Below are 20,818 nucleotides of genomic sequence, written 5' to 3' on the forward strand. Positions count from 1 at the left end.
GGCGATGAGAACGCGCGCCGGGCGCTCTTGGAGGGCGGTCCCGGGGCCGGTCCGGGCGCCGGTCGATGTCGTCGCGGCGGCGGTACGCGGCTACCTGGACGACAACTGCACGACCTATGCGGCGGCGATCGCGTATTACGCAATCTTCTCCATTATCCCGCTGGGGCTGATCACGCTCTCTGTCTTCGGCCTGTTTGCTGACCGGCAGGCGATCGTGGACTGGGTGTTCGAGCAGGTTCCGCTGCGGGAGACGGAGGACGTGCGGGCGAATGTTGAGGAGATTGTGCGGAGGGCGCAGCAGTTCAGCCCGGCGAGCCTGGGGTTCGGCCTGGTGTTCCTGGTCTGGGCATCGAGCGGGATTTTCGGGGCCGTGCGGAACGGGCTGAACGCGACGGCGCATGCGAAGGTGAGCCGGCCGTTCTGGCGGGGAAAGCTGATCGACATCCTGCTGGTCATGGTGGTGGGTGCGCTGGTTGCGCTTTCGGTGGCGGCGACCGCGATGGCGCGGGTGGTGGTGGCGCGGGTGGACGGGGCTGCGCCGTTCCCCATGGACCGTGCGCTGATGACTGAGATTGTGGGGCTCGTGCTGGCGCCGGTCGTCACCTTCACGATGTTCGTGGTGCTGTACCGGGTGACGCCGGCGGCGCGGCCTGCGTGGCGGGATGCGCTGGCGGGGGCGGCCCTTGCGACGGTGCTGTTCGAGCTTGCCAAGAACCTCGTGGCCCTGGTGATTGCCCAGTCGAGCTTTTCGCGCGACACGGCCATCTATGCGGGCTTCGGGACGGCGCTCGCGTTTTTGCTCTGGATGTACGTCAACGGGTCGATCCTGCTGTTCGGGGCGGAGTTCGGGCGGGCGCTGCGGATGCGGCGCGAGGCGCGGCGGGCTGAGCGGCTGCCGGGGCCGGAGCTGCTGGCTGCGTGGAGCGGGCGCGGGGGATCGGAACTTTCGCAACATTGAAGTTGCGAAAGTCCCGGAAGTGGGCTACCGTGGAGGCATGCAGGGAACGCGCGACCGCATCCTCGCCTACATCGTGGAGCACCGCGGCGCCCGCGCCGAGACGCTGGCCGAGGTGTTCGACATCAGCCCGGCGGCCGTGCGGCGGCACCTCGATAACCTGCGGGCCGATGGGCTGGTGGAAGCGCGGGCCGTGAAGCAGGCGACGGGCCGGCCCTATTACGCCTTCTTCCCGACGGAGAAGGCGTTCGGGACGATTCCGCCGGCGTACGCCGACCTGATGGCGCGAATGCTCCGTGGGCTGGAGCAGCGCCCGGACGTTGTGGCCGAGGTGCTGGCGAATGTGGCCGAGTCGCTCGCATCGCGCCACCGGGACGAGATTCCGGACGGGGCGGCGGTCGAGGAGATTGTTGCGCGGGTGACCGAGGTGCTGCGGCGCGAGGGGATTCTCGAGGAGTGGCGCCTGGAGCCGGACGGCATCCACCTGGTGAACACCTCGTGCCCGTACCACGCTGCTGCGCAAATTTCGGACCTGCCCTGCGAAGCTGACCGGAAGGCGATCGAGCTGCTGGTCGGCCGCGACGTTGAGCAGCTGAACCGGATTGTGGATGGCGCGCCCTGCTGTGAGTACCTGGTCCGGGGGACGCCGGGCCAGCGGCAGATCATCGAAACCGTCGACCTGCGATAGGCGACAAAGGAGAAGAAGCTGATGACCCCACTCCTGGAGATCCGCAACCTGCGGGCCTCGATCGGCGACAAGGAGATCCTGAAAGGGCTGAACCTCGTCATCAATGCCGGCGAGATCCACGCAATCATGGGCCCCAACGGCTCGGGCAAGAGCACGCTGGCGAACGTCCTGATGGGCAACCCGGCGTACACGGTGACGGGCGGCGACATCCTGTTCAAGGGCGAATCGGTCCTGGAGATGTCGCCCGATGAGCGGGCGCGGAAGGGGCTGTTCCTGGCCTTCCAGTACCCGGTGCCGATCCCGGGGGTAACGCTGGTGAACTTCCTGCGGCAGGCGGTGAACGCGGTGCGCGGGGAGGAGGTCCCGATCCGGGAGTTCCGGGAGAAGCTGTTCAGCAAGATGGAGCTGCTGAAGGTGGACCAGGACTTTGCCCGGCGGTACGTGAACGACGGCTTCAGCGGCGGCGAGAAGAAGCGGGCAGAGATGCTGCAGATGGCCGTGCTGGAGCCGGCGATGGCGATCCTGGACGAGACGGACTCGGGCCTGGACATCGACGCGCTGCGGACGGTGGCCGAGGCTGTCAACAAGCTGATGAACCCGAACATGGGGCTGCTGCTGATTACGCACTATCAGCGGCTGCTGAACTACATCCGGCCGCAGTTCGTGCACGTGCTCGTCGACGGGCGCATTGCGCGGTCGGGCGGCCCGGAGCTGGCGGAGTACCTGGAAGCCCGCGGCTACGACGAGTTCCTCGCGGAGCTTGCGAAGGCCTAACCCTCGCCGGGGTGCAGCTGCGCCCCGCGCGTCATCGAGAGGAGAAGAGGGGAAATGACGACGGCACCTGAAGCGATCGTTGGCGAATACAAGTGGGGGTTCTACGACCCGGAGGAGGCGCTGTTCAAGGCGAACAAGGGCCTGAGCCGGGAGATCGTGAACATCATCTCGGACATGAAGGGCGAGCCGCAGTGGATGCGCGAGTTCCGGCTGCGGGCGCTCGAGATCTTCTGGCAGAAGCAGGACCCGCCCTGGGGCAGCCCGCAGCTGAAGGAGATCAACTTCGACGACATCCACTACTACGTGAAGGCGACCGACCGGGACGAGCGCTCGTGGGATGACGTGCCGGAGTACATCCGGCGGACGTTCGACCGGCTCGGCATTCCGGAGGCGGAGCGGAAGTACCTCGCGGGCGTCGGGGCGCAGTACGACTCCGAGGTGGTGTACCACAACATCCGCGAGGATCTGGAGAAGCAGGGCGTCATCTTCCTCGGCACCGACCAGGCGCTGAAGGAGCACGAGGACATCTTCAAGGAGTACTTCGGGACGGTGGTGCCGCCGGCTGATAACCGGTACGCGGCGCTGAACAGCGCGGTGTGGAGCGGCGGCTCGTTCATCTACGTGCCGAAGGGCGTGAAGGTGGAGATTCCGCTCCAGGCGTACTTCCGCATCAACACCCAGAACATGGGGCAGTTCGAGCGGACGCTGATCATCGCGGACGAGGGGAGCCAGGTGCACTACGTCGAGGGGTGCACGGCGCCGATCTACCGGAGCGACTCGCTGCACAGCGCGGTGGTGGAGATCATCGTGAAGCGGGGCGCGCGGGTGCGGTACACGACCATCCAGAACTGGTCGAACAACGTGTACAACCTGGTGACGAAGCGCGCGGTGGCGTACCAGGACGCGGTAATGGAGTGGGTGGACGGCAACCTCGGCTCGAAGCTCACGATGAAGTACCCGAGCGTGTACCTGATGGAGCCGGGCGCGCACGGCGAGATCCTCTCGCTGGCGTTTGCCGGGAAGGGGCAGCACCAGGACGCGGGCGGGAAGATTGTGCACGCGGCCTCGAACACGACGTCGACCATCATTTCGAAGTCGCTCAGCAAGGACGGCGGCCGGACGAGCTACCGGGGCCTGCTGAAGGTGTACGAAGGGTGCGAGAACGTGAAGTCGACGGTGCGGTGCGACGCGCTGCTGCTCGATGAGGAGTCGCGCTCGGACACGTACCCGACGATGGAGATCGACGCGCCGGACGTGCACATCCAGCATGAGGCGTACGTTTCGAAGCTTGGCGAGGACCAGCTGTTCTACCTGATGAGCCGCGGGCTTTCGGAAGAGGCGGCGGCCAAGATGATCGTGAACGGCTTCGTGGAGCCGATTGTGAAGGAGCTCCCGATGGAGTACGCCGTGGAGCTGAACCGGCTGATCGAGCTGCAGATGGAGGGCGCGGTCGGCTGAGGCCGGCCCGACCGCCGAACCCGCAATGCGAGCCCGGCACGATGCGTGCCGGCGGAGGAGCTGTATGACATCAACAACCGAGGAACGGGTCCGAATTACGGCGGCCGCGCGGGCGCTGGGCGAACAGCTCGGCGACCCCGCCTGGCTGGCCCGCCTGCGCGCCGAGGCTGCAGCGCTGGCTGATGAACTCGAGTGGCCCGACAGCTACCAGTCGCGGCCGTGGAAGTACTACGACGCGCGGTCGATCGACCTGGCGCGCTACCCGGTCGAACAGGATGAATCGATTGCAGTCGAGGCCGACGACGCCGTCACGGTGACGACGCACGGGTTCGCGGAGGGCGCGACCGCGGAGCGGCTGGCCCAGCGGCTCGGGTCGGCGGTAGCGGCGGGGACGGACCGGTTCACCGCGCTGCACTACGCGTTTTTGCGGGAAGCGGTCATCGTCGATGTGCCGGCGAATGCCGAGCCGGCGGCGCCCGTGCGTATCCGGCGGTCGGTGAGCGGCGCGCAGCTGACGACGCCGCACACGGTCATCGTGACGGGTCCGAACAGCCGGGTGACGGTGGTCGAGGAGTACACCTCGGACGAGGCGGAGATCCTCGCGGTGCCGGTCGCCGAAATCTTTCCCGGGCCGGGCTCCGAGGTTCGCTACTACGTTGTGCATCGCTGGGGGCCGGCGACGCGGTCGTTTGGGTACCAGCGGATGCTGGGGGCGGAGCGGGATGCCGCCTTCCAGAACCTCCAGCTCGTGCTGAGCGGGAGGGTCGTGAAAGGGCAGCTGGAGTCGTCGCTCATTGGCCGGGGCACAGCGAGCGAACTGCTCGGCCTGGCGTACGGCCGCGGCGAGGAGTACGTCGATTTCTACACGCTGCAGGACCACATCGGGCCGGATACGCGAAGCGACCTGCTCTACAAGGCGGCGCTGCGCGATTCGGCGCGGTCGGTGTACTACGGCCTGACGCGCGTGGGGCTGGAAGCGAAGAACGCTGACGCGAACCAGGAGAACCGGAATCTGCTCCTGAGCAAGACGGCGCGGGCGGACAGCGACCCGGTGCTGGAGATCCTGACGAGCAACGTCATCCGTGCGTCGCACGGTGCGACGGCGGGGCCGGTGGACGAGGAGCAGCTCTTTTACCTGCAGACGCGCGGCATTCCGCTCCCTGTCGCCGAGGGGATGCTCGTGTGGGCGTTCCTCGAAGACGTAGTGGCCCGGGTGCCTGATGCGGGCCTGCGGGAGGAGCTCCTTGGGCTGCTCGAGGCGAAGGTGAGGGGCAGCTGATGGGGTGGACCGCCACCATGGCAGCAGATGCGGTGGCGCCGGGCACGGCGAAGGTGTTCGAGGCCGGCGGACGGCGGATCGCAATCTGCAACACCGGCGACGGGTATTACGCAATTGACGACGTTTGTACCCATGACGGCGGACCGCTCGACCAGGGGCAGCTGAGCGGGAAGGAGATAGAGTGCCCAAGGCACGGTGCGCGCTTCGACGTGACGACCGGCCGGGCGCTCTGCCTCCCTGCTGTGCGCCCGGTGCGCACCTACCCGGTGCGCGTCCAGGACGGCGTTATCGAGGTCGATCTGCCAGCCTGAAGGAGGTGGCCGGTGCTTGACGTACGGCGCATTCGGCAGGACTTCCCTATCCTGCGGCAGCAGGTCAACGGGCGGCCGCTTGTCTACCTCGATAACGCGGCGACGACGCAGAAGCCGCGGCAGGTGATCGAGGCGCTCGTGCGTTACTACGAGACGTCGAACGCCAACATCCACCGGGGTATCCACACGCTCGCGACCCGGGCTACCGAGCAGTACGAGGATGCCCGCCGGAAGGTGGCGCGGTTCATCGGGGCGCGCGGCCCGGAGGAAGTGGTGTTCACCCGGAACGCGACCGAGGCGATCAACCTGGTGGCGCGGGCGTGGGGCGACGAGCACATCGGCGAGGGCGACGAGATCGTCCTCACGCTGATGGAGCACCACTCAAACATCGTGCCGTGGCAGCTGCTGGCGCGACGGAAGGGCGCGACGCTGCGGTACGCGGGCATCACGGACGACGGGAAGCTCGACCTTGACGAGCTTCGGCGGCTCATCGGGCCGCAGACAAAGCTCGTGGCCGTGACCCACATGTCGAACGTGCTGGGCACCATCAACCCGGTCGCCGACATCGCGGAGATGGCGCACCGGGCCGGCGCGCTGCTGCTGGTCGACGGCGCGCAGAGCGTGCCCCACCTGCCTGTCGACGTCCAGGCGCTGGGGGCGGACTTCCTCGCGTTCTCGGCGCACAAGATGCTGGGGCCAACCGGCGTCGGCGTCCTGTGGGCGCGGGCGGAGCTGCTGGAAGCGATGCCGCCGTTCCTTGGCGGGGGCGACATGATTGCGGTGGTGCGCCCGGAAAGTTCGACGTGGGCGGAGCTGCCGCATAAGTTCGAAGCCGGGACACCGAACATCGCGGACGTCATCGCCTTCGGGGCGGCGGTCGACTACCTGGAAGGCATCGGGATGGCGAACGCCCGGCGGCACGAGGAGGAGCTGACGGAGTTCGCCCTCGAGCGGCTGCGCCGGGTGGCCGGGGTTCGGATTTTCGGGCCGTCCTCGGCGAGCGAGCGGGGCGGCGTGGTGAGCTTTGCGATGGAGGCCGCCCACCCGCACGACGTCGCGACCATCGCCGACGGGTACGGGGTGGCGATCCGGGCCGGGCACCACTGCGCGCAGCTGCTGATGCGCGCACTCGGGGTGCCGGCCACGAGCCGGGCAAGCTTCAGCATCTACAACGACGTGGACGACATCGAGGCACTGGTCGAGGCGCTCGAGGGCGTGAACCGCGTGTTCGGAGAAGGACGTGAGCGAACCGCCGTTCGATGACCTTTACCGGGAGCTGATCCTGGACCACTACCGGAGGCCGCGGAACCACGGCCCGCTGGCCGCCCCGACGGTACAGGCAGAAGGGGTGAACCCGGTGTGCGGCGACGAGATTCACCTTGACCTGGCCATCGATAATGGAGTCATCGCGGACCTTGGCTTCTGGGGGCAGGGGTGTTCGATTTCGCAGTCGAGCGCCTCGATGCTGACGGAACGGCTCAAGGGGCGCCCGCTGGCCGAGGCCGAGGAGGTTGCGGGAAAGGTACGATCGATGCTGGTGGAGGGCGCGTCGCCGGACCCATCGCTCGGCGACCTCGAGGCGCTCGAGGGCGTCGCGAAGCTGCCGGTGCGGGTGAAGTGCGCGCTCCTCGCGTGGAACGTTTTGCTTGAAGCGCTGCGGCAGGCGAAGGCCGCCGCACAGGAGGAACACCATGGCTGATACCGAAACTCCGCAGGCCCCGACGTATGAACAGCTCCGCGAGAAGCTCCGGGAAGTGAAAGACCCGGAGATCAACATGAGCATCGTGGACCTTGGGCTGGTGTACGACATCCAGTACGACAACGGCGACGTGCTGGTGACGATGACGCTGACGAGCCCGGGGTGCCCGCTCGGCCCAATTATCCGGGGCGAAGCGTATGCGAAGCTGCGGGAGCTGCCGGGCGTGAAGGACGTCGACGTGCAGATTGTCTGGAACCCGCCGTGGGACCCGCGGACGATGGCGAGCGAAGACGTGAAGATGGCGCTCGGGATCTGGTGAGGGGGAGGGGTCAGCGCCCCTTCCACTGCGGGTCGCGGTGTTCGAGGAAGGCGCGGACGCCTTCTTTGAAGTCTTCGCTCGCGAAGAGGCGGGTGATGGTGGCCGTGCTGTCGGCCAGGTGGTCCATCGGGTCGCGGGTGAGGGACTGGTAGAGGAGCCGCTTGGTTTCGGCGGTAGCGAGCGGCGAGCCGCGGGATACCTCGTGGGCGAAGGCGAGCGACCGCTCCATCAGCTCGGCGTCAGGAACGACCTCGTGGACGTAGCCGATATCGCGGGCCCGGGTCGCGGAGATGATTTCGCCTGAGTAGAGCAGGTAGGCGGCGTTCTGCAGGCCGACGATGCGGGAGAGGAGCCAGGTGCCGGCGGCGGTATCGGGCACGAGGCCGCGGTGGGCGAAGACCCAGCCGAAGCGGGCGGATTCGGCGGCGATGCGGAAATCGCACTGCGAGGTGAATTCGACACCGACGCCGACTGCGACGCCATTGACGGCGGCGATGGTGGGTTTCGGGATTGAGGCGAAGGTCCACGGGGCGGGGCGGTTTTCGCTGTAGGCACGGCCGTAGGTTTCGGCGCGGCCGGCGCTCGGCGGCTGGCCGGCGAGCTGCTGGAGGTCGGTGCCGGCGCTGAAGGCGCGGCCGGTGCCGGTGAGCACGAGGGCGCGGACGCGGTCGTCGGAGCCGGCCTGGCGGACGGCGTCTTCGATGGCCCCCAGCATCTCGTAGGTGATGGCGTTCATCTTCTCGGGGCGGTTGAGGCGCAGGATGGCGATTGCGCCTTCGCGGGTGTATTCGACGTCGGGCACGGGCAGGGGCCTCCGCGGGGTAGTGCGGCTGGAACACTACGGGATTGGGAGCGGGTTTGCGACCTGGAGGGCCGGCGGCAGTGCCTACTTGCCGCCGACGACCGCGACGGCTTCGCCGGGCTCGGGCTCGTGGGCGACGGCGCCCCGGGCGGGCAGGGCGCGGCTGCCCTTTTCCGCGACGCGGTAGACGAGGCTCTTCCCGGAGGCGAGCTTCCACTGGGCATGGAGGGCTGGCAGGCTGGCGAAGAAGAAGGTAATCACGGCCATGAGCGGCCACATCAGCAGGCCGGTGAGGTAGACCCAGCGGGACACGTAGGCGGGACGCGGGCCGCGGGTCCGCAGCTCGAAGACGATCATGACGAGGAGGGGGAAGAGGCAGAGGGCCACGAGGATGCCCGGGAGGTTGAGCCACATGGTCGGCTCGAAGATGCCCTCGGGCCCGATGCGGAACCAGCGCGAGGGCTCGAGGAGGTGCTCGGGGTGCCAGCCGGTGCCGGGCACCTCGTAGCGGCGCACCCACCAGCCCGGCAGCGGCGCGCTGAACCGGGTGGCGAAGCGAGAGGGAAGGAAGATGCCGAGGGTGACGATGTACCACTGGGCGGCCCAGAGCACGTGGACCTTGGTGACGGCGCCGGCGAGGAGGAGGCGGCGGCGCCAGGAGAGCGGGGAGCGGGGGTGCATGGCGGCGCGCCAGGCGTAGGGGACGTCGCTGGCGCCCCAGGCGTGGCGGACCGACTGGGCGTAATGGGCTTTCAGCGTCTTCCAGTAGCCATCGGCGAGGACGCAGTCGTTGCCGAGCGGGAGAAAGAGCGGCTCGACGTTGACGTCATCGCCGAGGGTGTAGGAGCACTTGAGGTAGAGGTGCCAGTCCTCGGGGATGACCTCTTCGTCCCAGTAGTCGACTTCGTGGAGCATCTGCCAGGAGAGGGAGTAGCAGCTCGTGGGGAAGCGGACGCTGCCGGGGATGAGGAGGTTGGAGGTGCGGTTGATGCCGGAGAGGCCGTCGGGGATGCGGAGGGGCGCGGGGATTTCCCAGATGTTGTTGGAGTTGAAGATGGTCGGCTGCCAGAAGGTGCGGTAGGGCTTCCTGGCCGTCAGGAAGAGGTAGTTGAGGGCGGCAAAGTGGGAGGGATGGAAGACGGCATCGGCGTCGCAGCTCGTGACGGTGTAGCGGAGGATATCGTCCCCGCCGTTTTCGATGAGGCGGATGTGGGCTTCGCGGGCGGCCCAGGCCTCGTTCGAACCCTTGCCAGGGGTTTCCCCGGGGAGGCCGGCCGGGTGGTAGGTGGCAAAGAAGTCGGCAAAGACGCCGGGGTAGCGGGCGAGAAGCCGGGCAGCCTTTTCGCGGGACCCGGGTTCGCGGTCCTCCATGGCGAGGACGACGACCAGCTGGCTGGCGACGGACTGGGCCGCGAGGGAATCGATGGTCCGGGCGAGCCCTTCTTCGGATTCGCGGTAGTTGGGGATAATGACGAGGTGGCGGGGCCACGACCAGCGGTCGGGCCGGCCTGCGCGGGCAGTCTCGGCGGCGTATTTGGCGCGCCAGTCGGTCGCCTTCCAGCGTTCGATGCGGCGGAGGCCGACGGAGCAGGCGATGGCGACCGAGTAGCTGCGGAGGAGCCAGTAGACGAAGAAGGCGACGCTCAGGACGGCGAAGAGGAGGGGCGCCTTGAAGGGGCCCCAGAAGATGAAGCTGATGAGGAGGAGGGAGAGGGCAAGGGGGATGGTGTTGCCGATACGCTCCCGGAGCGGGGAGCTGGCGTAGACGGAGAGGACCGGCTTTTCGCCGCGAGATTGCGCCGGAACGGCGGAAACGGAAGGCCTGGAGACCATATGCGGGGTGGCCTCGAACAAGGTCTTCCTACGCCGCCGAGGTTAGCTGCCGGGCTGCGACCGGAGATAGCCGCTCCGCCGTCACCGGGTTTCGAGCCGGTCCGGGCGGATTCGCCCCGAGAACTGGTTCCCCCGTTCTGCCCGGAGGGGCAGACTAGGCGCTGCGGACACGGGGTCCGCATGCTGCATCGTTCGCCCGGTACGCGTAAGCGTCAAGACCCCGGGCGGCAACCCATGGACGGAGGAGAGCATGGCAAACGAGCTGCAGGTTCGGGAATCGCTCATCGGCGACATCCGGGAAGTCAGTTTCTGGTTCAGGTGCGGCGGCGAGCTGGTGCCCGGCGTGGCCTACCTGCCTGCCGGGGCCGACGAGCCGATGCCGATGGTGCAGATTCAGCACCCGGGCATGGGTGGGAAGGACGATTACTGGGTGAGCGACGTCGGGATGCGGTGGGCGAAGCGCGGATGGGTTTGCGTGGGCCTCGACGCGCCGCTGCACGGCGAGCGGCAGACGCACGATCCGATGGCGCTGTTTCGTCAGCCGGAGCGGTACGAGTCGTTCCGCGCGCAGTTCGCTGCGGAAGTTGCGCGGATGCTCGAGCTGCTGCCGGGGGTGCTTCCGATCGACACCGCGCGGCTGGGGTACGTGGGCTACTCCCTTGGGAGCATGATCGGGATTGCCGCTGTGGCCCGGAGCGGCAGGTTCCGCGCAGCGGCATTCTGCCTGGTCGGCGAAGGGGGACTTGCGGGGAGCGCCGCCGGGCCGGACTCCGATGCGGTGCAGCTCGGCGGCGTGGCGGTCCGGATTGTTGGGAAGACCGACGACGAGCTGATTCCGCGGGAGCGGACCGAGGCGCTCTATGCGGCGCTGCCGGGGGAGAAGGACCTGCAGTGGCTCCCGGGCGGGCACTTCGAAATCGGCCCCGACGTGGTGCGACTGGCCGAGGAGTGGATGCTGGCGAAGCTCTGAGGCGCGGAAGCGGCCTGCGGTGCCGATGCGTATACTCGCGAGCACTGCATATCTGCGCCGGAGTTTGCCATGGGGAACATGATCGACGGGGGCGAAATCATCGCCCGGATGATCAGGCAGGAGGGCGTCAGCCACATCTTCACGCTCTCCGGGGGGCATATCCAGAACATTTACGAGGGGTGCCTGAACAACGACATCGGCATCATCGACACGCGGCATGAGCAGTCGGCCGGGCACGCGGCCGACGGGTACTCGCGGATCACGTTCAAGCCGGGCGTTGCGGTGGTGACGGCCGGGCCGGGCGTCACCGATGTCGTGACGGCTGTTGCCAACGCTTACCAGGCCTCGAGCCCGATGGTGGTGATCGGGGGGCGCTCGCCGTTGCGGCAGTACGACATGGGCTCGCTGCAGGACATTGAGCTGCTCGATGTGATGAAGCCGATCACGAAGTGGGCGCAGACGGTCTATGAGACGCGGCGGCTGCCGTACTACATGGCGATGGCGTTCCGCGAGGCGATGACGGGCAGGTACGGGCCGACGTTCCTGCAGGTGCCCTCGGACGTGCTGTTCGGGAGGGTGGATGAAGATTCGCTCGAGTGGCCGCGCAACTACCGGGTGACGGGCGAAATCATGGGCGACCCGGAGCTGATCAAGCAGGCGGCGAAGCTGATCCGGGAGGCGGAGAAGCCGATGGTCATGGCGGGGTCGGGGGTGTTCTGGCACCGGGCGCACCGTGAGCTGGCGGAGTTCGCGCGGGCGGCGGATGTCCCGGTCTACACGAACGCGATGGGGCGCGGGACGCTGCGCCAGGACAACCCGAACTTCTTCTCGCTGTCGCGGAAGCCGGCCTTCGCGCAGGCGGATGTCATCGTTGTCCTCGGGACGCCGATCGACTTCCGGCTGAAGTACGGGCGGCCCCCGGCGTGGAACCCTGCGGCGAAGGTTATCCAGATTGACATCGACCCGCGGGATATCGGGCGGAACCGGGACTTCACGATCGGCATCGAAGCGAACATCCGGCAGGCGCTGCTCCAGCTCACGTCGGAGATTGGGAAGGCGGAGCACCGGGAGTGGATGACGTACCTGCGCGGGCTCGAGAACCAGGCCGATGAGCAGCGGTCGTACTACATGAACTCCGATGCGGTGCCGATTCACCCGCTCCGGCTGTGCAAGGAGATTGCGGAGTTCGTGGATGATGACACGATCGTCATCGGCGATGGCGGCGACATCGTGGCGCTGGCGGCGAGCGTGCTGCCGATCAACAACCCGGGCCAGTGGATGGACCCGGGCCCGTTCGGGACGCTCGGGGTCGGGACAGGGTTCTGCATGGCGGCGGCAGTTGCGGCGCCGGACAAAAAGGTGCTGATGGTGAACGGCGACGGCACCTTCGGGCTGAACGGGTTCGACTTCGACACGTTTGTGCGGTTCAAGATGCCGATCGTGTCGGTGGTCGGGAACGACCGGTGCTGGCATCAGATTTATGTCGGGCAGAAGGCGCAGTACGGGGAGGGCCGCACCCCTGCGACGGTGCTCGGCGACAATGCGCGCTACGACAAGGTTGTGGAGGGCCTCGGGGGCCACGGGGAGTTTGTGGAGCACCCGGAGCAGATTAAGGCCGCGATCGAGCGGGCATTCGCCAGCGGCAAGCCGGCGTGCGTGAACGTCATCATGGACCCGGAGCCCGAGGGCGTGAAGGGCGGGTACGAATTCAAGTAGGCCTGCCGGGCGCCGGCGGGGAGGTGGGCAGCATGGAGCACATCGTGGTGGAACGGGACGGCCGGGTCGCGGTAGTGACGCTGAACCGGCCGGAGGTGATGAACGCGCTCAACCGGCAGATGTACGCCGAGCTGGAGCAGACGTTCCGGGAGCTGCACCGCGACCCGGACGCCTGGTGCATCGTGCTGACGGGCGCAGGGCGGGCGTTCTGCTCGGGCGACGATGTGAAGCAGATCATGCTCGGGGAGCAGCGGGATGAGACCGTCACCCGCCTGCGGGAGGTCAAGCCCCGGCCCACGCCGGCGGCCGCGGCCATCCTCGAGTGCGACAAGCCGGTGATCGCGGCCGTGAACGGCCATGCAGTCGGCTGGGGGATGGACCTGGCCCTCTTCGCGGATATCCGCATTGCGTCGGAGCAGGCGAAGTTCGGGGAGCTGTTCATCAAGCGCGGCCTGGTGGCCGACCTCGGCGGGCTGTGGCGGTTGCCGCAGATTGTCGGGCCGTCGAAGGCGGCGGAGCTGCTGTTCACCGGCGATGTCATCAGCGCCCAGGAGGCGCTGGCGATCGGGCTGGTGTCGCGGGTGGTTCCCCACGAGGAGCTCCTGCCGGCGGCGATGGGACTGGCGAAGAAGATTGCGGCGAACCCGCCGATCGCGATGCGCTACATGAAAGAAGGGCTGCGCCGCTCGCGCCACGCCACGATGGCCGGGATGGGCGAGTTCATCGGCAACGCCCTCGCCTACCTCTTCACCACCGAGGACCACCGGGAGGGCGCGCTGAGCTTCGTTGAACGGCGGGAGCCCGTCTTCAAGGGGCGGTGACCGGCGGGCCTGGCCGATCAGCTGAGACGGCCGGTGATGTAGTCGGTCATCGCCCGGATGTGGTCTTCCTGGTGGATGGTGACCCAGCGGAGGAGGTCGCCGATCGAGATCATGCCGACGAGGCGGCCATCTTCGATGACGGGCAGATGGCGGAAGCGGCGGCTGGTCATGAGCTGCATCGCCTCCTCCACGTGCCACTCCGGAGAGATGGTGACGGGGTCGCGGGTCATAACCTCGGCGACGCGGGTGAGGGCAGGGTCGCGGTCGGCATCGACGACCCTGCGGAGGACGTCGCGTTCGGTAAAGATGCCGATGGGGCGGTCGCCTTCGACGACGAGGAGGGCGCCGATGCCTTTTTCGTTCATCTGGCGGACGGCCTCAGCGACGGTGGCGGTCCGTTCGATCGTGTAGACGTGGCGGCCTTTTTCGGCGAGGACGCTGCTGACGAAGCCGTACATGGGAACCTCCTTGCCGGTAGATTCCCAGTATACGTGCCTGTCAAGCGCCCGTTTGGCGGCTGCGCCGCAGGCTGGGCAGTTTGAAGTTGTCCCAGGTGACGATGCGCTCAGGGGTGACGACGACCCACCGCCAGTTCCGGCCGCGGGCGGTGGCGTCGTTGCGGCGGGGCTCGGTGGGCTCGCCGTGGCCGCCGGCGTACTTCTTGCCCATCTGCCAGCGGACCTCTTCAAGGTGGGGGTCGGCAGCTTCGGCGACGGCGTCTTCGAGGACGCGGCCCGTGCCCTGGAACATCGCGCCCTGGAGCTCGGGGAACCGCTCGTTGCGGTCGACGAGGACGGTGCAGACTGGGTTGCGGCGGAGATTTTCGACCTTCTGGCCGCGGCAGTAGGTGTAGATTTTGCCGCCGGCCCAGCCGAACCAGAGCGGGGTAAGGTTGATGCGGGTGCCCGGGCCGATGGTGGCGATGCGCATGTTCCAGGTGGTGAGCATGAGCTCGTCGAGCTCGTCGGGGGTGAGTGCGAGTTCCTTAGGGATGGGCATCGAGGGACCTCGTCTGGAGTGGTGCGAGGTGCTATCCTACAGGCGAAGCGGGCGGGTGTGGTTCAATGGCAGAACGCGACCTTCCCAAGGTTGAGGTGCGGGTTCGATTCCCGCCGCCCGCTCCAGTTTTCCGAATCTATAATTGACGCCTTGAGCCCCCAGAATTGCTTAGCCGCCTCAACAGTTGGCTACCGTTTGGCTACGGGCTGGATCGCAGGGATGGAGGGGATGACGCGGTGCTGTCTGATGGGCGCCGGCGCCGGGGGACTGTTCAGCCCTCGCGGAGCGCCCTCGCGAGGGTCTCGACTGCCGCGCGGCGGGAGGTCATGTCTGGGGTCCCGGCGTAGACGTCGAGCGTGAAGCTGGCCCGGCTGTGGCCGAGCACCTCGGCGATGACCCGCGGTGGGACGCCGCGCTCAGCCATCAGCGTCGCGGCGGCGTGGCGCAGGTCGTGCAGCCGCAGGCGCAGCCCGTGCCGCTGTGCGTGCCTGCCCCACCAGGCGGTGATCGCATCGGGCCGCACCGCCTCCATGCCGGCGGTGAACACCCACTCGTCCCCGGCCCAGCCGGCGCCCGCTGCCATGCGGAGCGCGAGCTGCTCCCGGCGCCATGCGCGCAGCTCACGCACGGCGTCGGCGGCCAACGGCACGACCCGCTCGCCCGCTGCGGATTTCGTCGGGCCCTCGACGATGGTGCCGCGGTGGGTGATGGTGCGCGACCGGCGGATGGCGACCGTCGCAGCATCGAGGTCGACGTCGCCCCACTGCAGCCCGGCCAGCTCGCCGCGGCGCATCCCGGTGTGCAGCGCCAGCACGACGAGCGCGCGCCACGGGTGTCCCACGTCCGCGAGGGATGCCAGCACCGCGGACGGACGCACTGCCTGCAGGTCGGGCAGCCGGCGCCCCGGGGCCGGCGCCTCGACGGCATCGGTGACGTTGCGCGGCAGCAGCTGCAGGCGGACGGCATCCTCGAGCGCCCGGTGCAGCACGCGGTGCAGACTGGCCACAGTCGTCGGTGACAGGCCGGCGCCCAGCCACCCGGCATAGGCCGCCTGGACGTGCAGCGGCCGCAGCTCCTGCAGGCGATGCCGGCCCAGCGATGGGATGAGGTGCACGCGCACTGCCGTGCGATAGCGCTCGAGCGTCGTCTCGCGCAGGTGCGGCCTGCGCATCTCGAGCCACTGGCGCAGCCAGTCGGCGACCGTCAGCCGGCTCGGCTCGGCGGCGATGCCGGTCTCGACCTCGCGGACGAGCTCGGCGAGGCGGGCCTCAGCGTCGCGTTTGGTGCCCGCGACAGTCTCCCAGATGCGCCGCCGGCGCCCCGTCTCCGGGTCGCGGTCGAGCTCGACGCTGATGCGCCAGGTGCGGTCACCCCGGCGCTGGATGCTGCCGCGCATCGCCTGCCCTCACAGTCTCAGTTGGCCGGAGCGTTAGTTGACAATGGTGATCGGTGCTGTAGCCGTGATGCCATCACAGGCGACCGTAACCGATCCCGTGCCGGGGCTCGTGTTGGACCCAATGGTCCAGCTCCATGACACGGCGCCATCAGGCCCCGCCGTCTTCGGAATGAGACCCTGCGCGGTGGATGTGCGCCCAGACGGAGTGATGTAGGTGATGGTGCAGCCGGCGCCCGCCCATGCCTGAGCAGTCAGCCTTGCAGTCGCACCTGCCTTGACGGGCGATGTGAGGCTCACAATTGTCAGCTGCCGAGGCTGCGGCGGCGGCGGAGGTGGCGGCGTGGGAGTCGGTTGCGACGGTGGTGGAGGTGGAGGAGATGCTGGGGTCGGCTGGGGAGCCGGTGCTGCGCTGCCGCTGCCCCATAGCCCTCGCCCGGCCTCCCGCGCCTCCCTCTGGGCGGATAGGAACGTTTCTGCGCACGCGACATCTGGCGGGAACGTCGCCACCTGGGCAAATCCTTGCTGCACCAGTGCCAGGTTGACGAATGTGCCGTCGCTCGCAACCACGAATCTCAGCAGTCGGTCATAGCGGTCTCGCTCGGAGACATCCCGATAGAGCTTCAGGCGCCCATCACCTAGCAGCCGGCGGTTAGCCTCGGTCGCCTCGCTGTAGAACAGATCGCCACGCTCCGGTGTGTCGACTCCGATGTAGCGCACACGTGCGGTCGTGGAGCCAATGGTTACGTCGATGGTGTCACCGTCGATGACGCGCACGAGCGTTGCATCCTCGGGCTGGCGTGACGGAATGCAGGCGGCAGGAAAGCCGCTGGGCGCTCCAGGGCTGCCAGCCGGCGCGCCGGGCGTGGTAGGCGGAGCGGCTGCTGCAGCGCTGGTCGGGCTGGGCGCCTGCGTTGGGGTCGCTGTCACCGTGGGTGTCGCCTTGGGCGTTGCCGTCGCTGTTGGGGTCCGCGAGGGCTTGGGTGTACGCGTCGGTGTCGGGGTAGAAATCTCGCTGTCCGGCGATGCCTGCTGCCTCGGCTCATCATCGGCGGCTGAGCCGATCGCCCCGAGCAGCAGCAGGCCGACGATCACGCCAATGATGACCTGCGCCCTCGTGCTGCGCCCTCGATACCAGCGCCAGGTGCGCATCGCTGCCACAGCGGACCACCGCGCACCAGCTCGTGCTGCCGCCACGGACGCTCTCCCCGTGGCTCTTATTGCCGACCGCATCACGCCCCTGGGATCCATCACTCTCTGGCTCCGATCATCGGTGATCGCCGATTCTAGCGAGTCCGACCTGCCGTGTGGTAACGACTTTCTGTCGCGTCTCCATCGCGACATCTGGCGACGACATGTCACATGGCATGGCCATGGTCGCTTCCCCGTCTGCTAGCATGGGCACCGCGTAGAACATTAGTTCTAAGGGTGGGGTCATGCAGGTCGTGCTCATTGTCGACGTCGAGGGCGCCCAGGCTGCGGAGCGGCTGGCTCGGCAGCTGGAGGCGGCTGGGGTGCGGGTGGTTGCTGGGCCTCGGCTTGTGCCCTCTCCTCTCGAAGCCGAAGGAGTCCTCGCGCTGTCAGTCCAACAATCTCAAGTTCGCGATCGTTCAGCTGAGCCAGAAGATCGGCCAACCAGGGAGGAATCGGCGGTGCTTGGACATCATCCGGCGCCGCGTAACCGGCGGCTTCGAGAACCTGCCGGGCCGGGAGACCGGTGACTCGAGCGATGGCTAGCGCATTTTCGAGGGACGGATTCGCCTTGCCGCTGAGCCAGTTGCTGACCTGCGACGGGTTTACCTGCAGCCTGACGGCCAGTTGGCCTTGGGTCATTCGCTCGCGGTCTAAAAATTCGCGCAGGATAACAGGGATGGAGACGGCCCGGCGAGTTTCGGTCACGGCCCGAGTCTAGCAGTCACGTAGGCAGCTGCGCCGAACTCAATTGACTTTCTCGCCAAGATTTGGCATTGTGTCCCAGCAATGAATGTTGGCACCAAACACCGCACCTCTCCAAGCAACGTCCGCCTGCGCCAGCTGGTCGAGGCATCGGGCCTCAGGCACATGGTGATTGCCGAACGATCCGGGATTCGCAGAGACGTCCTGAGCAAGCTTCTCACTGGCCGGCGACCACTTTCTTGGGAGTACGTGGCCCGCCTTGCGCCGGTGCTCGGCGTTCCCATGGAGGCATTTGCGGAGGGCGAGAGATGAGCGGCTGGATGCCCGACAGCCCGCTGCTCACAGTCGCCGAGACGGCACGCGTGCTGCGGGTGAGCGAGTCCGCTCTGCGCGAGTGGATGCGGCATCACCGCGACGGCCGGCCGCGGGTGCCGCACATCCGCCTGGGGCGGCGGGTGCTCATCCCGCGCGCGTGGGTGGATGGCGTGATTGCGAGCGCCGGAAATGCGCAGCCCCCGGGTGGGGGCCCGAGGGCTGCTTAGACCAACCACTAGGAGGTTGCACACAGATGGTAGCACGTCCAGGTCGACCAATTAGCACGCAGGGCCTCCTCGAGGAGGCCAAAGTACAGGCGCTCGCGCTCCGGCACGAGCTCGAGCCCCATGACCAGTGGGAGGCCGCCGCCCTGGAGGTGGCGGAGATTCTCATCGCCGAGGAGCGGCTCGTCGAGGCGCAACGGCTCATCCGGAGGCTCCGCGAGCGGGACCGCTGGGAGAACCAGCGGCACGCCGAGATCGATGCAGTGTGGAGGGAGCGGGCATGAGCGGTGCTGCCATCGCGACCATCCTCATCCAGTCCGTCCTCGTGGGCTCGGCGCTCGTCCTCGGCGCCGTCGTCGTCCGCGACTTCCTCGGGGAGGTGCGGCGATGACGGCTCGCAGCGGACAGCAGGTGCAGGACGCCCTGCTGGGGCTGCTCGATCTGCACGACGCAGTGAGCAGATGGGACGTCGAGCGCGCGTCCACGGTGCTCGAGCGCCTCGACCCCGAGCCACTGGTCGATTTCGACGTGCCCCCTGATACCCCGGATGCGTGGCGGGACAGCGACCCGTACCCCGACGTCATCACATGGAGACTCGTGCGGGAGGGCGTGATCGCAGCGCTCGGCGGCCCGCGCATCAACGGCTGGACATGGCTGATGGCGATGTCGCGCATCGGCGACTGGGTCGTCAGGCATGCAGCCCGGGAGGTGCGACGATGAGCGGGGCCGCCATCGTCCGCGCCCGCTACCGGGCCCTCGACCCCGGGACGTCGAGGCAGGCCGCCAGCGAGCTCAACGCATCGGGTGCGGCCCGGACGCAGGCGGCGTGGTTCCTCGCCGCGGTGCGCGACCATCCCGGGCTGACGGCATCCGAGCTCGCGCAGCTGTCTGGCGGCCGGTTCGACCGTTACGCCGCCAACCGCCGTTTGGCCGACCTCGAGCGCGCCGGGCTTGTGCGGAAGGGTGAGCCACGCCGGGCGCCGTCTGGCCGGCCGGAGGTCACGTGGTGGCCGGCCGAGCGCCAGGGGGTGCTGCTGTGAGGCCGCTTGTCTCCGACCTCGAGCTCCTCCGGGCGATCGCCGCCCACATCGAGGAGCATGGCGTGCCGCCGACCTACCGGGAGCTCGCCCAGCGGGTCGGCATCCGGCACGTGTCGGTGGCGTTCTACGGCACATGCAGGCTCATCGACCGCGGCTGGGTACGGATGGCGTGGTTCGCCCGCTCGCGGGCCATCCGCATCACCGACGCCGGGCGAGCAGCCCTCGACTCAGCAACTCCAGCGGAGGTGACCGCATGACAACTCAGCCAACCCTTGCCGAGCCGCCGGCTCCAGCTGCCGACGTCCCGGCCCAGCCAGACGCCGGCGCCCTGCTCGAGCAGGTGGTCATCGCCGGCGACCTAGCCCGCCTGACCCCGGCGCAGCGGGTGGCCTACTACCGGTCGGTCTGCGACAGCCTGGGCCTCAACCCGCTGACGAAGCCGTTCGACTACCTCACCCTGAACGGCCGCCTCGTCCTCTACGCGACCCGCACCGCCACCGACCAGCTCCGCGCCAGCCGCGGCATCTCCGTCGAGATCACGAGCCGCGAGATGCTCGCCGAGGCGGGCCTGTACGTGGTGACGGCCCGCGCGACCTCGCGCGACGGGCGGACGGACGAGGCCGTCGGCGCGGTGTCGGTAGCAGGCCTCAAGGGCGAGCCCCTCGCCAATGCCATCATGAAGGCCGAGACGAAGGCGAAGCGCCGGGCGACCCTGTCGCTCGTCGGTCTCGGCTGGCTCGACGAGAGCGAGGCCGAGAGCGTGCCAGGCGCCCGGCCGGCGGTTGTCGACCGGGAGACCGGGGAGATCACCGGGGAGGTCATCGAGCACACGGAGCGGCCGCAGCCTGGGCGCCGCGCTGCAGCGCCGGCGCCGGCGGACAGCCAGGACGAGCTCACGCCGGAGCGGTGGCAGGCGCTGGCAACGACGCTGAAGGCCAACGGGCTCACCAAGCCGCAGCTGCTGGCATTCCTGGAGGAATCGCTGGGCGATGAGGCGCATGGGCTGACCGCGTCGCAGCGCGTGGCGCGGTGGTTCCGTCACAACCCGGACGCCGACCACGTGGTGCTGGTCGCAGAGGTTCAGCGGTGGGTGCGCCGCAACGCCGCGGAGCTGCTCGAGTGAGCCGGCGCATCCCGTTCTGGTACGTGTGCCGGCCGGGTGTCGTCATGGCCGACGTGCGGCGGTTCATGGTGGTCTACGAGGCTCGATTCGGCGTGCTGAGCCCGGACGAAGCTCGTGTGTTTCCGCCTGGCGCGTGCCCGGCTGCGCTGTGGCATCGCGGGTTGCTGCACCCTCTTGGAATCGCCTGGCTGGGGAGGAACTGA

General features: G+C 68.2%; 27 protein-coding genes, 1 tRNA gene and 1 riboswitch. Of the genes, 21 read left to right on the forward strand and 7 right to left on the reverse strand.

What is annotated here, in order from left to right; genetic code table 11:
• Positions 1-4 precede the first annotated feature (4 nt).
• The 9 genes from Tbon_RS02020 (at position 5) to Tbon_RS02060 (ending at position 7,483) form a co-directional block, all read left to right on the forward strand.
• Positions 5-958: a YihY/virulence factor BrkB family protein gene (locus tag Tbon_RS02020; protein WP_158066059.1), complete on the forward strand. Its 954-nt coding sequence runs from the start codon at positions 5-7 to the stop codon at positions 956-958.
• Positions 959-995: 37 nt separating this feature from the next.
• On the forward strand, positions 996-1,643 hold the full coding sequence (locus Tbon_RS02025; protein WP_192498059.1) for a helix-turn-helix transcriptional regulator: 648 nt from the start codon (positions 996-998) through the stop codon (positions 1,641-1,643).
• A 21-nt stretch (positions 1,644-1,664) separates the two neighbouring features.
• Complete coding sequence (sufC, locus tag Tbon_RS02030) at positions 1,665-2,417, forward strand: Fe-S cluster assembly ATPase SufC (protein ID WP_158066061.1); 753 nt, start codon at positions 1,665-1,667, stop codon at positions 2,415-2,417.
• Between the two features lie 54 nt (positions 2,418-2,471).
• Positions 2,472-3,875 (forward strand): Fe-S cluster assembly protein SufB, encoded by a 1,404-nt coding sequence (gene sufB / locus Tbon_RS02035; RefSeq protein ID WP_098503589.1) that lies wholly within the window; start codon positions 2,472-2,474, stop codon positions 3,873-3,875.
• A 64-nt stretch (positions 3,876-3,939) separates the two neighbouring features.
• Positions 3,940-5,154, forward strand: a complete 1,215-nt coding sequence (locus Tbon_RS02040) for a SufB/SufD family protein (RefSeq protein WP_192498060.1) — start codon at positions 3,940-3,942, stop codon at positions 5,152-5,154.
• A 17-nt stretch (positions 5,155-5,171) separates the two neighbouring features.
• Positions 5,172-5,465 (forward strand): non-heme iron oxygenase ferredoxin subunit, encoded by a 294-nt coding sequence (locus tag Tbon_RS02045; RefSeq protein WP_225734676.1) that lies wholly within the window; start codon positions 5,172-5,174, stop codon positions 5,463-5,465.
• Between the two features lie 12 nt (positions 5,466-5,477).
• Positions 5,478-6,728, forward strand: a complete 1,251-nt coding sequence (locus Tbon_RS02050) for a cysteine desulfurase (protein WP_158066064.1) — start codon at positions 5,478-5,480, stop codon at positions 6,726-6,728.
• On the forward strand, positions 6,706-7,164 hold the full coding sequence (gene sufU, locus Tbon_RS02055; protein ID WP_158066065.1) for a Fe-S cluster assembly sulfur transfer protein SufU: 459 nt from the start codon (positions 6,706-6,708) through the stop codon (positions 7,162-7,164). Before Tbon_RS02050 ends, sufU begins: the two co-directional genes overlap by 23 nt.
• Complete coding sequence (locus Tbon_RS02060) at positions 7,157-7,483, forward strand: metal-sulfur cluster assembly factor (protein ID WP_158066066.1); 327 nt, start codon at positions 7,157-7,159, stop codon at positions 7,481-7,483. The genes sufU and Tbon_RS02060 overlap by 8 nt, the downstream gene beginning before the upstream one ends.
• Positions 7,484-7,493: 10 nt before the next feature.
• Here the strand turns inward: Tbon_RS02060 and Tbon_RS02065 are convergent, their stop codons facing one another.
• The gene (locus Tbon_RS02065; RefSeq protein WP_158066067.1) at positions 7,494-8,285 is read right to left on the reverse strand and encodes an enoyl-CoA hydratase/isomerase family protein; all 792 of its coding nucleotides are present in this window, start codon (positions 8,283-8,285) and stop codon (positions 7,494-7,496) included.
• Between the two features lie 84 nt (positions 8,286-8,369).
• Positions 8,370-10,139, reverse strand: a complete 1,770-nt coding sequence (locus Tbon_RS02070; RefSeq protein ID WP_158066068.1) for a glycosyltransferase — start codon at positions 10,137-10,139, stop codon at positions 8,370-8,372.
• Positions 10,135-10,289, reverse strand: a riboswitch (cyclic di-AMP (ydaO/yuaA leader). (Overlaps the previous gene by 5 nt.)
• A gap of 79 nt (positions 10,290-10,368) precedes the next feature.
• Between Tbon_RS02070 and Tbon_RS02075 the strand changes: the two genes are divergently transcribed.
• From Tbon_RS02075 to Tbon_RS02085, 3 genes are all read left to right on the forward strand, one after another.
• Complete coding sequence (locus Tbon_RS02075; RefSeq protein ID WP_158066069.1) at positions 10,369-11,088, forward strand: alpha/beta hydrolase family protein; 720 nt, start codon at positions 10,369-10,371, stop codon at positions 11,086-11,088.
• A gap of 69 nt (positions 11,089-11,157) precedes the next feature.
• A complete protein-coding gene (locus tag Tbon_RS02080) occupies positions 11,158-12,804 on the forward strand; it encodes a thiamine pyrophosphate-binding protein (RefSeq protein ID WP_225734677.1) in 1,647 nt (548 codons plus the stop codon).
• Positions 12,805-12,836: 32 nt separating this feature from the next.
• Complete coding sequence (locus Tbon_RS02085) at positions 12,837-13,625, forward strand: enoyl-CoA hydratase/isomerase family protein (protein WP_158066070.1); 789 nt, start codon at positions 12,837-12,839, stop codon at positions 13,623-13,625.
• 17 nt (positions 13,626-13,642) lie between these two features.
• Here Tbon_RS02085 and Tbon_RS02090 read toward each other — a convergent pair whose 3' ends face one another.
• On the reverse strand, positions 13,643-14,083 hold the full coding sequence (locus Tbon_RS02090; RefSeq protein WP_158066071.1) for a CBS domain-containing protein: 441 nt from the start codon (positions 14,081-14,083) through the stop codon (positions 13,643-13,645).
• A gap of 40 nt (positions 14,084-14,123) precedes the next feature.
• Complete coding sequence (locus Tbon_RS02095) at positions 14,124-14,624, reverse strand: pyridoxamine 5'-phosphate oxidase family protein (protein WP_158066072.1); 501 nt, start codon at positions 14,622-14,624, stop codon at positions 14,124-14,126.
• Between the two features lie 51 nt (positions 14,625-14,675).
• Here Tbon_RS02095 and Tbon_RS02100 point away from each other — a divergent pair.
• Positions 14,676-14,749: transfer RNA gene (locus Tbon_RS02100), tRNA-Gly, on the forward strand.
• 146 nt (positions 14,750-14,895) lie between these two features.
• Here the strand turns inward: Tbon_RS02100 and Tbon_RS02105 are convergent.
• The 3 genes from Tbon_RS02105 to Tbon_RS14475 all read right to left on the reverse strand — a co-directional run bounded on the left by Tbon_RS02105 (position 14,896) and on the right by Tbon_RS14475 (position 17,916).
• Positions 14,896-16,020 (reverse strand): tyrosine-type recombinase/integrase, encoded by a 1,125-nt coding sequence (locus Tbon_RS02105; RefSeq protein ID WP_158066073.1) that lies wholly within the window; start codon positions 16,018-16,020, stop codon positions 14,896-14,898.
• Between the two features lie 33 nt (positions 16,021-16,053).
• Positions 16,054-16,794: a thermonuclease family protein gene (locus Tbon_RS02110; protein WP_192498061.1), complete on the reverse strand. Its 741-nt coding sequence runs from the start codon at positions 16,792-16,794 to the stop codon at positions 16,054-16,056.
• Between the two features lie 672 nt (positions 16,795-17,466).
• Positions 17,467-17,916 (reverse strand): helix-turn-helix transcriptional regulator, encoded by a 450-nt coding sequence (locus Tbon_RS14475; protein WP_158066075.1) that lies wholly within the window; start codon positions 17,914-17,916, stop codon positions 17,467-17,469.
• 81 nt (positions 17,917-17,997) lie between these two features.
• Between Tbon_RS14475 and Tbon_RS14480 the strand changes: the two genes are divergently transcribed.
• From Tbon_RS14480 to Tbon_RS02150, 8 genes are all read left to right on the forward strand, one after another.
• Positions 17,998-18,225, forward strand: a complete 228-nt coding sequence (locus tag Tbon_RS14480) for a helix-turn-helix domain-containing protein (protein WP_158066076.1) — start codon at positions 17,998-18,000, stop codon at positions 18,223-18,225.
• On the forward strand, positions 18,222-18,455 hold the full coding sequence (locus Tbon_RS02125) for a helix-turn-helix domain-containing protein (protein ID WP_158066077.1): 234 nt from the start codon (positions 18,222-18,224) through the stop codon (positions 18,453-18,455). The genes Tbon_RS14480 and Tbon_RS02125 overlap by 4 nt, the downstream gene beginning before the upstream one ends.
• Positions 18,456-18,481: 26 nt before the next feature.
• Positions 18,482-18,736, forward strand: a complete 255-nt coding sequence (locus tag Tbon_RS02130; protein ID WP_158066078.1) for a hypothetical protein — start codon at positions 18,482-18,484, stop codon at positions 18,734-18,736.
• A gap of 103 nt (positions 18,737-18,839) precedes the next feature.
• The gene (locus Tbon_RS13665; protein ID WP_192498062.1) at positions 18,840-19,172 is read left to right on the forward strand and encodes a hypothetical protein; all 333 of its coding nucleotides are present in this window, start codon (positions 18,840-18,842) and stop codon (positions 19,170-19,172) included.
• Positions 19,169-19,492 carry a MarR family transcriptional regulator gene (locus Tbon_RS02135; protein WP_192498063.1) on the forward strand — a complete coding sequence of 108 codons (324 nt, stop codon included), beginning with the start codon at positions 19,169-19,171 and terminating at the stop codon, positions 19,490-19,492. Before Tbon_RS13665 ends, Tbon_RS02135 begins: the two co-directional genes overlap by 4 nt.
• A complete protein-coding gene (locus Tbon_RS02140; protein WP_192498064.1) occupies positions 19,489-19,749 on the forward strand; it encodes a LexA family protein in 261 nt (86 codons plus the stop codon). The genes Tbon_RS02135 and Tbon_RS02140 overlap by 4 nt, the downstream gene beginning before the upstream one ends.
• A complete protein-coding gene (locus Tbon_RS02145; RefSeq protein WP_158066081.1) occupies positions 19,746-20,615 on the forward strand; it encodes a hypothetical protein in 870 nt (289 codons plus the stop codon). The genes Tbon_RS02140 and Tbon_RS02145 overlap by 4 nt, the downstream gene beginning before the upstream one ends.
• Positions 20,612-20,818 (forward strand): hypothetical protein, encoded by a 207-nt coding sequence (locus tag Tbon_RS02150; RefSeq protein ID WP_158066082.1) that lies wholly within the window; start codon positions 20,612-20,614, stop codon positions 20,816-20,818. Before Tbon_RS02145 ends, Tbon_RS02150 begins: the two co-directional genes overlap by 4 nt.

It is taken from the genome of Tepidiforma bonchosmolovskayae (genome assembly GCF_008838325.1).
Lineage (GTDB): Bacteria > Chloroflexota > Dehalococcoidia > Tepidiformales > Tepidiformaceae > Tepidiforma > Tepidiforma bonchosmolovskayae.

Bases quoted from the DNA above. Each gene is read 5' to 3' on its own strand.
- Tbon_RS02020 (WP_158066059.1), top strand. From the start codon at position 5: ATGAGAACGCGCGCCGGGCGCTCTTGGAGGGCGGTCCCGGGGCCGGTC.
- Tbon_RS02025 (WP_192498059.1), top strand. From the start codon at position 996: ATGCAGGGAACGCGCGACCGCATCCTCGCCTACATCGTGGAGCACCGC.
- sufC (WP_158066061.1), top strand. From the start codon at position 1,665: ATGACCCCACTCCTGGAGATCCGCAACCTGCGGGCCTCGATCGGCGAC.
- sufB (WP_098503589.1), top strand. From the start codon at position 2,472: ATGACGACGGCACCTGAAGCGATCGTTGGCGAATACAAGTGGGGGTTC.
- Tbon_RS02040 (WP_192498060.1), top strand. From the start codon at position 3,940: ATGACATCAACAACCGAGGAACGGGTCCGAATTACGGCGGCCGCGCGG.
- Tbon_RS02045 (WP_225734676.1), top strand. From the start codon at position 5,172: ATGGCAGCAGATGCGGTGGCGCCGGGCACGGCGAAGGTGTTCGAGGCC.
- Tbon_RS02060 (WP_158066066.1), top strand. From the start codon at position 7,157: ATGGCTGATACCGAAACTCCGCAGGCCCCGACGTATGAACAGCTCCGC.
- Tbon_RS02075 (WP_158066069.1), top strand. From the start codon at position 10,369: ATGGCAAACGAGCTGCAGGTTCGGGAATCGCTCATCGGCGACATCCGG.
- Tbon_RS02080 (WP_225734677.1), top strand. From the start codon at position 11,158: ATGGGGAACATGATCGACGGGGGCGAAATCATCGCCCGGATGATCAGG.
- Tbon_RS02085 (WP_158066070.1), top strand. From the start codon at position 12,837: ATGGAGCACATCGTGGTGGAACGGGACGGCCGGGTCGCGGTAGTGACG.
- Tbon_RS02090 (WP_158066071.1), bottom strand. From the start codon at position 14,083: ATGTACGGCTTCGTCAGCAGCGTCCTCGCCGAAAAAGGCCGCCACGTC.
- Tbon_RS02095 (WP_158066072.1), bottom strand. From the start codon at position 14,624: ATGCCCATCCCTAAGGAACTCGCACTCACCCCCGACGAGCTCGACGAG.
- Tbon_RS02105 (WP_158066073.1), bottom strand. From the start codon at position 16,020: ATGCGCGGCAGCATCCAGCGCCGGGGTGACCGCACCTGGCGCATCAGC.
- Tbon_RS14480 (WP_158066076.1), top strand. From the start codon at position 17,998: ATGAATGTTGGCACCAAACACCGCACCTCTCCAAGCAACGTCCGCCTG.
- Tbon_RS02125 (WP_158066077.1), top strand. From the start codon at position 18,222: ATGAGCGGCTGGATGCCCGACAGCCCGCTGCTCACAGTCGCCGAGACG.
- Tbon_RS02130 (WP_158066078.1), top strand. From the start codon at position 18,482: ATGGTAGCACGTCCAGGTCGACCAATTAGCACGCAGGGCCTCCTCGAG.
- Tbon_RS13665 (WP_192498062.1), top strand. From the start codon at position 18,840: ATGACGGCTCGCAGCGGACAGCAGGTGCAGGACGCCCTGCTGGGGCTG.
- Tbon_RS02135 (WP_192498063.1), top strand. From the start codon at position 19,169: ATGAGCGGGGCCGCCATCGTCCGCGCCCGCTACCGGGCCCTCGACCCC.
- Tbon_RS02145 (WP_158066081.1), top strand. From the start codon at position 19,746: ATGACAACTCAGCCAACCCTTGCCGAGCCGCCGGCTCCAGCTGCCGAC.